8 protein-coding genes are annotated in these 8978 nt (G+C 39.6%); 6 read left to right on the top strand and 2 right to left on the bottom strand.

The features are described 5' to 3' along the window. The first annotated feature begins 373 nt into the window (after positions 1 to 373). The 3 genes from aceK to H5088_RS19380 all read left to right on the top strand — a co-directional run bounded on the left by aceK (position 374) and on the right by H5088_RS19380 (position 3487). Complete coding sequence (aceK, locus tag H5088_RS19390; protein ID WP_182754272.1) at positions 374 to 2146, top strand: bifunctional isocitrate dehydrogenase kinase/phosphatase; 1773 nt, start codon at positions 374 to 376, stop codon at positions 2144 to 2146. A gap of 64 nt (positions 2147 to 2210) precedes the next feature. After that, on the top strand, positions 2211 to 3173 hold the full coding sequence (locus tag H5088_RS19385) for a zinc-binding dehydrogenase (RefSeq protein WP_182754269.1): 963 nt from the start codon (positions 2211 to 2213) through the stop codon (positions 3171 to 3173). Between the two features lie 62 nt (positions 3174 to 3235). Continuing rightward, positions 3236 to 3487 (top strand): DUF2999 family protein, encoded by a 252-nt coding sequence (locus tag H5088_RS19380; protein WP_182754266.1) that lies wholly within the window; start codon positions 3236 to 3238, stop codon positions 3485 to 3487. An 81-nt stretch (positions 3488 to 3568) separates the two neighbouring features. Here H5088_RS19380 and H5088_RS19375 read toward each other — a convergent pair whose 3' ends face one another. Further along, entirely contained in the window at positions 3569 to 4069 is a 501-nt protein-coding gene (locus H5088_RS19375) for a fasciclin domain-containing protein (RefSeq protein WP_007582534.1), read from the bottom strand. Between the two features lie 184 nt (positions 4070 to 4253). Between H5088_RS19375 and lepB the strand changes: the two genes are divergently transcribed. Continuing rightward, entirely contained in the window at positions 4254 to 4904 is a 651-nt protein-coding gene (gene lepB, locus H5088_RS19370; protein ID WP_182724275.1) for a signal peptidase I, read from the top strand. Positions 4905 to 5087: 183 nt separating this feature from the next. Here lepB and metG read toward each other — a convergent pair whose 3' ends face one another. Further along, positions 5088 to 7109 (bottom strand): methionine--tRNA ligase, encoded by a 2022-nt coding sequence (gene metG / locus H5088_RS19365; protein WP_024597613.1) that lies wholly within the window; start codon positions 7107 to 7109, stop codon positions 5088 to 5090. Positions 7110 to 7296: 187 nt separating this feature from the next. On the opposite strand from metG, the gene apbC reads away from it, so the two are divergent. Further along, on the top strand, positions 7297 to 8373 hold the full coding sequence (gene apbC / locus H5088_RS19360) for an iron-sulfur cluster carrier protein ApbC (protein ID WP_182754263.1): 1077 nt from the start codon (positions 7297 to 7299) through the stop codon (positions 8371 to 8373). Between the two features lie 6 nt (positions 8374 to 8379). Then, on the top strand, positions 8380 to 8964 hold the full coding sequence (gene dcd, locus H5088_RS19355) for a dCTP deaminase (RefSeq protein ID WP_182754260.1): 585 nt from the start codon (positions 8380 to 8382) through the stop codon (positions 8962 to 8964). The last annotated feature ends 14 nt before the right edge of the window (positions 8965 to 8978 follow it).

Genomic DNA, 8978 nt, shown 5'->3' with positions numbered 1-8978 from the left:
GCCAAGCAAGTCATAAAGCTATGTAAGAGACGTATTACACAAAGCTATATAGAAAAAAGTTTAAAAAACTTTATTTTGAATTACGAAAAAGAGGCCGCTGGATAAAGTGGGGATCCCTCAGCCCTATGGGCAGTGGGTATTTGGCCTTTATGCAGCGTTAAAGTACATTTATGGGGAGCCACCACACTACATGTACTTTGCCTTGCTTATAAACCAAATACACGGCTGCAAAATTAACCTCGAAAGGTCAATACGCCCAATAAATTCTATTTATATGGTTTATTAATTATCTAAATTAAAGCCTGCTTGCTAAGGTGTAAACAATTAATAAAAAATAACCGCCATAACTGGCATCAATATAAGTGCTGTATTTATGCAAAATAGGCTAACACATCAATCTAATAATACGCTGCAAAACGTTATTGCCAGTAAGCTTGCACGATCTGTTTTTGCTGGATTTGAGGCGATGTTTTCGCAATTTTTAAATATTACACTGGGTGCACAAAGCCGTTTTGAACAACGACAGTACCACAGTGTGCAAAGTGCTATGCGTGAACGTTTACAAGTGTATGAGCGCGAAGTGAAAAACGTGAGTGAAGCCGTGAGAGTTATTGCTTATGCTGAGCTTACTTGCCCGCAAACGTGGCAGTTAGCTAAAAATATTTACGGCGATATGGTACAAAATCACGAAAACAAACCTATTGCGCATACTTTTTTTAATTCAACGTTTGGCGCAATTTGGGACGATAAAAAAATTCGTACTGTGCATTTGTTTGTATTAAAAGCAAAGTATCGTAGTGAGCCGCGCTCTTATGAAAGCTTAGTGAGCAGGGTATCGCTACATAATGGGTTTAATAACGCCGTTAAAACGCTTATCACTAATCAAGTATTTAGAGTGCCGTTTAGTCATTTAGAACTTGATGTAGCCACATTACAAAGTACGTTAATGCAAGGCGCTAAGCAGCAATGCAAACAGGTGTACGAACTTATAAATTTAAACGATGGCTATATTGAATACGCCAACTCATTATTTTTTAGAAACAAAGCCTGTTATTTAATTGGGCGCTGCATTGCTAAAAATGGCGACAATATGCCTTTTGCTATCGCTATTTTAAATACCGATGAGGGACTAAAGCTTGATGCTGTAATGATGGGCGCCGATCAATTAAGTTTATTATTTGGCTTTGCACGCACCTATTTTATGGTTGATACCGATAAGCCCGCTCGTTATGTAGATTACTTAAGTGTGTTAATGCCACACAAACAACGCTTTGAGTTATTTAACGCCATTGGTTTTATAAAGCACGCCAAAACTGAGTTTTATCGGTATAAGGTCGATACGACTAAAAATAGCCCAGCCAACTTCAAGTATGTTAAAGCGCCAGGGACGCCAGGTATGGTAATGCTGGTATTTACTATTGAAGGGTTAGATTACGTTTATAAAGTAATTAAAGACAAATTTAGTGCGCCAAAAACAGCCACTAAAGCACAAGTGATAGACAAGTATAACTTTGTAAAACAAGCCGATAGGGTTGGGCGTTTGGTAGACACACACGAGTTTAGATATTTAGCGTTTGATTTAAGCCGTTTTAGCGACGAACTGCTTGAGCAGATGAAAAACCAAATTGGTAGCAGTATGGTTATATCGGGTAAGGCACTCATTTTAAAGCACGTTTATGTTGAGCGTAAAATGACCCCGCTTAATTTATATATTAACCAATGCGATAACAAAACCCTAGAACGAGTAATGCATGACTACGGTAAAGCAATTAAAGAGTTAGCGGGCGCTAATATATTTCCGGGCGACATGCTAATGAAAAACTTTGGCGTAACGCGATGGGGGCGAGTGGTGTTTTACGACTTTGACGAAATTTGCCCACTAACCGATTGCAACTTTAGAGACGTTCCACAAACCCAAAATGCACTTGAAGAGCTAAGTAGTAACTCGTATTTTGATATAGCTGAAAACGATATATTTCCGAGCCAATTTAAGGTGTTTTTTAGTGCCAACGAGGTTGCGTTTAATTATTTTAATAATGAGCACAGTAACTTGTTTTTAGCGACGTTCTGGCAGGATTGTCAGCAACAAGTACATAATGGTTATCTACCCGATGTTTATCCTTATAAACAAAGTTGGCGCTTTTGAGGTTGTTTGAATCTGTGTTCATCCCCATCTATATGTTATTACATTTTTTAAACTTGGAGCAACAATGAAATATATTTCTCATGAAGATGGCAACCTTGCATTTAGTGAAACCGAAAAGCCGGTTTTAAAGAGCCATGAAGTACTTGTTAAAGTTGCAGCAATAGGTGTAAACCGTGCAGACAGTATGCAGCGCCAAGGTAAATACCCGGCCCCTGCGGGAGATAGCCCTATTTTAGGTTTAGAATGTGCGGGTACAGTTACTGAGCTTGGAAAAGATGTAGATAAAAGCTGGCTAAACAAGCGTATTTTTACATTGTGCTCTGGTGGTGCTTATAGCGAATATGTAGCAGTTGATGCAAAACAGCTTATGGAATTACCCGATGATGTAACAATGGCTGAAGGCGCTGCAATAAGCGAAGTGTATTTAACGGCATTTGGCGCGTTATTTGAGCTTGGTAAATTACAAAAAGGGCAAACAGCGCTTATTCATGCAGGCGCTAGTGGTGTGGGCGGTGCAGCAATTCAAATGGCTAAAAGCGCAGGTGCTACCGTAGTTATTACTGCCGGTACGGATGAAAAATGCCAACACGCAAAAGAACTCGGTGCCGATCATGCAATTAACTACAAAACCACCGACTTTGTAGAATATATGAAAGCAAATGAGTTAACAGCAAATGCAATTGTAGATCCTGTTTCGGGTAGTTACTTAAATAAAAATGCCGCTATTGCAGCCATGGATTGCCAAATTGTGATGCTTGCATTTTTAGATGGACGTTTTGCAGAGGTTGATTTTGCGGCGCTTTTACAAAAGCGTATTTCGTTTCATGCCTCAACGCTTAGAAATCGTAGTATTGAGTTTAAACGTCAGGTGCGCGACGACTTTGTAGCGCGTTTTTACAATGATATTGCCACTAAAAAGTACGACTTTAACTTGTATAAAACATTGCCTTGGAGCGACGCAAACGAAGCCCATGCTATTTTAGAGCGTAATGAAAACGCAGGAAAAGTGGTTTTACTTGTAGAGTAACTCTTTAATTTTAGGGTTTAGCCCATATACTAAGCCCTATAAAAAACACTTAAGGTTTAATAATGAATCCAATACTAGCAATACTTAAAGAGCACAATGTAAGCGACGAAAAAGTAAAAGCATTGTTTGAAGCGTTTACTCAAAGCCCAATGATGGCAATGGCGCTTGTTCAAGAGCTTGGTATTCCGCCAGAAAAGCTACAGCAACTAATGGCAGTCGTGATGACTCAACCGCATCTTATTAAAGAAGCGACTGACGAACTTGGTTTAGATTTTGAAAAAGTAAAAGAAGCGAAAGAAAAACTAAATCAATAATTTGTTATGTGATGAAACAAAAATAAATAAAAAAGCATAAGTATTTACTTATGCTTTTTCAGTTGGCTTATTCTTTTATGACTACTCTTTTGGAAGTAGTACTGTGTCGATAACATGAATTACGCCGTTGCTTGCTTTTACATCAGCTTTTACAACTTTAGCGTCATTTATCATTACGCCCATGCTGTCGGCTTTAACCATAACTGATTGGCCTTGTAGTGTTTTCGCACTATCTACCTTCATTACATCGGCTGCCATCACTTTTCCAGACACTACGTGATAAGTTAATACCGCCGTTAGCTTATCTTTGTTTTCAGGCTTGAGTAACATTTCTACAGTGCCTTCAGGTAGTTTAGAAAATGCAGCATCTGTTGGTGCAAAAATAGTAAAGGGTCCTTTACCTTGCAGTGTTTCAACTAAACCTGCGGCTTTAACAGCAGCAACAAGAGTAGTGAACGAACCATTTTCAACGGCTACTTCAACAACGTCTTTTTTCATACCATGATGATCAGCATAAGCCATTGTAGTAAATCCAAGGCTTGCAGTTGTAAACAATAATGCAGTAGTAATTTTCTTAAACATTTTATTTTTCCTTTAAGTTAATACCCGTTGGTTTCGTTAAATGTTACGACGCTCTAAATTTAATCGATCAATTAAAATTAGTAGTCAACATGTTTTGTTACATTATTGATTGAACTGCAGCTAAATAGCAAAGTCATATAAACAGTTACTTAATTAAAGACTTGTTCAATTGAAGGGAATAGGCATGAAATTAGTTTATAAGTTTTGGAAAAATAACCGCTCTCTTATCGTATTTATTGCACTGATGAGCGTATTTAGAAGCGCTGTAGCCGATTGGTACGAAGTGCCAACAGGCTCAATGAAACCAACAATTCAAGAAGGTGACAGAATACTTACCGATAAAATGGCCTACGATATTCGTGTCCCATTTACGCATATAAAACTACTTAAACTAGCGGACCCACAAACCGGTGATATTATTGTTTTTGACTCACAAGCTGCCGATAACCGTTTAATTAAACGTGTAATTGGTGTGCCAGGAGACACCGTTGCGCTTGAAAATAATGAGCTCATTATTAATGGTAAAAGACTTAATTATGCAGATCAGCAAAGCAACATAGACTCGCTTGATAAAATCGAAGATTTAAACGGATTAGCGCATTCGATAAGAGTGGCAAATATTCCTTCACGTTTATCGGGCTTTGATGCAATTACAATTCCTGATGATTATTATTTAGCAATGGGCGATAACCGCGACAATAGCGCTGACTCGCGTGTAATAGGTTTAATTCCGCGTAATGAGTTATTAGGAAAAGCAGAGCGCGTTATAGTCTCACTTGATTACGATAACTATTACTTACCAAGAAAAGACCGCGTATTGAAAAAGCTCAATTAAATAAGATAATTAATTTTAGAGTTAAAATATAACTGCCTATTTAGGCAGTTTACTTATATATTTTTTTACAAGCTTGGTAAGAACACTACGCTCTTGTTCGGTATTTAATATACGACTAAACATTACTTTAGCCCATAAAAAAACCGCTGACATATCAGCGGTTTTTTTATTGTATGAATAATATTACATTACGCGCATACCAGGCTCTGAGCCGTCATCTGGGTTAAGAATATAAATTTCTTTTCCGCCAGGGCCTGCTGCCAATACCATGCCTTCAGACATACCAAAGCGCATTTTACGAGGCTTAAGGTTAGCAACCATAACGGTTAGCTTGCCTTCGATATCCTCAGGTGCATAAGCCGATTTAATACCCGCAAACACTTGGCGAGTTTCGCCGCCTAAATCAAGTGTTAGCTTAAGTAGTTTATCTGCGCCTTCTACGTGCTCTGCTTTAGCAATTTTAGCTACGCGTAGGTCTACTTTTGCAAAATCATCGAACTCAATCTCGTCGCTAATTGGCTCTTTTGCAAGTGGGCTGTTAGGGTCAATTGTTACTTTTGGTGCTAAGCTTTCTTTAGATTCTTCAACCATTTTGTTCACTTTATCCATTTCAACACGTTGCATTAACGGTTTAAATTTATTGATAGGGTGGCTTACTAGTGCATTTTGAACGCCGTCCCATGCAAGGTCGTCATTTAAAAACGCTTGTACGTTGTCTGCCATTCCTGGTAGCACGGGTTTTAAGTAAGTAATTAAAACGCGGAACAAGTTAAGACCAAGAGAACACACTTCGTGTGCTTCTTGTTGCTTAGTTTCGTCTTTAATTAATACCCAAGGCGCTGCGCCATCAATAAATTGGTTTGCTTTGTCGGCAAGCGCCATTATTTCGCGAATTGCGCGGCTGTAATCGCGGTTCTCGTAGTGTGTTGTAATGCTCGGTGCAGCAGCTTGAAACTCTGCTAACAGCTCTGGTTGCATAATAGTGTTGCTTAGCTTGCCATCAAACTTTTTAGTAATAAAGCCAGCACAACGGCTCGCTATGTTGACTACTTTACCTACTAGGTCTGAATTTACGCGCTGTGCAAAGTCTTCTAGGTTTAAATCCAGATCAACAATACCGCTGCTTAATTTTGCTGCGTAGTAGTAACGTAAGTATTCTGGGTTTAAGTTATCTAAATAAGTACGCGCTTTAATAAACGTACCCTTTGATTTAGACATTTTTTCGCCATTCACAGTTACAAAACCATGAGCGAATACGTTAGTTGGCTTTCTAAAATTAGCGCCTTCTAGCATTGCTGGCCAAAATAAGCTGTGGAAGTAGATAATGTCTTTACCAATAAAGTGATAAAGCTCTGCGTCTGAACCTTCAGCCCAAAACGCATCAAAGTCGAGGCCTTTTTCGTCACATAGGTTTTTAAAACTCGCCATGTAACCAATAGGTGCATCTAACCAAACGTAAAAATATTTGCCTGGTGCATTTGGGATTTCAAAACCAAAATAAGGTGCGTCACGGCTAATATCCCACTGTTGCAAGCCATCGGTAAACCATTCGTCTAGCTTGTTAGCCATTTCTTGTTGAATAGTTCCCGAGTGTAACCACTCTTTTAGCATGCCTTCAAATGCTGGCAGGTCAAAAAAGTAATGCTCAGAATCTTTAAGTACAGGCTCAGCACCTGACATTACAGAACGCGGGTTAATAAGTTCGGTAGGGCTGTATGTAGCACCACACGAATCACAGCTATCGCCGTTTTGGTTTTCAGACTTACACGTCGGGCAAGTACCTGTTACAAAGCGGTCTGGTAAGAAAATACCTTTTTCTGGATCGAATAATTGCGAAATAGTGTGCTTTTTAATATGACCGGCATCGTTTAGGCGGTTATAAATAAGTTCGCTTAATTCTTTGTTTTCTTGGCTGTGGGTGCTGTGGTAGTTATCAAATTTGATATTAAAATCAGCAAAGTCGCGTTGGCGCTCTATGCTCACTTGTTTTACCATTTCTTCAGGCGTGATCCCTTGCTTTTGCGCATTAAGCATAATTGGCGTGCCGTGGGCATCGTCTGCGCAAACATAATAAGCTTCGTGGCCTTGTAGTTTTTGAAAACGTGACCAAATATCAGTTTGAATATATTCCAATAAATGACCTAGGTGAGTAGGGCCATTTGCATAAGGTAATGCGCTGGTAATCAGGATCTTTCGCTGCGTCATAATCATTCCGAATTGAGGATAAAACGCCGTTTTTATTATACAAACGGCAATTATCATTAATTTATCTACAAGCTATCTGCTTAGAGTGCGCACAGCTTATGGATTTTTATTAATTGACTGGTGTTAATGCCCTGAATGTTACATAATTCCGTGGCACTTTTCATCAAAGAAACGCTATTTAATTGCTATGTTTGGACTGTCGAAACTATTCTCTTCTAAATCGGTGCAAAAACAACCGATTATAACTGCCTTAGCGGCATATCGTAGTGCGGCTTTTGCCGTCGGTATTGACGAAAGCTTCATTGATACTATTACTCAAAATGACGATAAATCACTACAAATCAAATTAACTCTGCCATTTGCTGGGCAATCAGAAATGCCTTTAGTTGAGCAACACGTAAGTGAAAGCTTAAATGTGCCTGTAACAATTAGCGCCAAGGTTATCATTAAAGAGGCGGCTAAGTTTAAAGCGATTAAACATATTGTACTTATTGCCTCAGGCAAAGGTGGGGTAGGTAAGTCGACTACTGCTGTTAACTTGGCAGGCGCGCTTAAAAATGAAGGCGCAAAGGTGGGTATTTTAGATGCTGACATTTATGGCCCATCTATCCCAATGCTTTTAGGATTAGTGGGCGCAGAGCCCGTCACTAAAGATAACAAACAGCTACAGCCTTTTGATGCAAATGGCATTAAAGCGCAGTCAATTGGCTTTTTAGTTCCAAGCGATGATGCCACGGTGTGGCGCGGGCCAATGGCGTCAGGCGCGCTGAGCCAGTTACTTAACGAAACCGATTGGGGCGAGCTTGACTACTTAATTGTTGATATGCCACCGGGCACCGGTGATATTCAGCTTACAATGAGCCAAAAAGTACCCGCTAGCGGCTCTGTTATTGTCACTACACCGCAAGATTTAGCGCTAGCCGATGCGCAAAAAGGCATTGCTATGTTTAATAAAGTAAACGTACCGGTGCTTGGCTTAATAGAAAATATGAGCCACTACATTTGTACTCACTGTGGTGAAGCTAACCACGTTTTTGGTAAAGACGGTGCACAAAAACTGGCGCATAAGCACGGCGTGCCTGTACTTAGCCATATTCCACTTGCAATAGATATACGCGAGTATTCTGAGCAAGGTAAACTTATTGCAAGCGATAACGATGCCGCAATAAGCAAAACATACAGCGCAGCAGCAAGGTTAATAGCCAGCACGCTTTATTATCAACAGCATCACAATGCAATTGAAATTGTGATTACGGAAGATTAATAAATAATGAGACTTTCAGACACACATATTAAAGAATACTTAAGCGATGGCCGCATAGTTATTGAGCCTGCACCAACGAGCGAGATGATTTCAGGTGTAACGGCCGATTTACGCTTGGGTAATAAATTTAGAACGTTTAATGCGCATAACGCGGCATACGTCGATTTAAGTGGTCCAAAAGATCAGTTAAATAAGGCCATGGAATCGATCATGAGTGAAGAAATAGTGCTTGATGAAGGTGAAGCATTCTTTTTACACCCAGGTGAACTTGCACTAGCTATTACCCATGAAAAAGTAACTCTACCAGCAGATATAGTAGGTTGGTTAGATGGACGCTCATCGCTTGCGCGTTTGGGTTTAATGGTGCATGTAACCGCGCATCGAATAGACCCAGGCTGGAGCGGCAATATTGTTTTAGAGTTTTACAACTCAGGTAAATTACCACTGGCACTACGCCCACTGATGAAAATTGGTGCTATGAGCTTTGAAGTGTTATCGGGCCCGTGTGAAAACCCATACAATATTCGTAAAGATGCAAAATATAAAGATCAAAGCAGCGCAGTAGCAAGTCGTATTAGTGACGATAAATAATTACCAAATATAGG

Origin of the sequence: Pseudoalteromonas sp. SR43-3, assembly GCF_014163875.1 — a bacterium.
Taxonomy (GTDB): domain Bacteria; phylum Pseudomonadota; class Gammaproteobacteria; order Enterobacterales; family Alteromonadaceae; genus Pseudoalteromonas; species Pseudoalteromonas distincta.
This window is presented reverse-complemented; position numbering and strand designations above follow the sequence as displayed.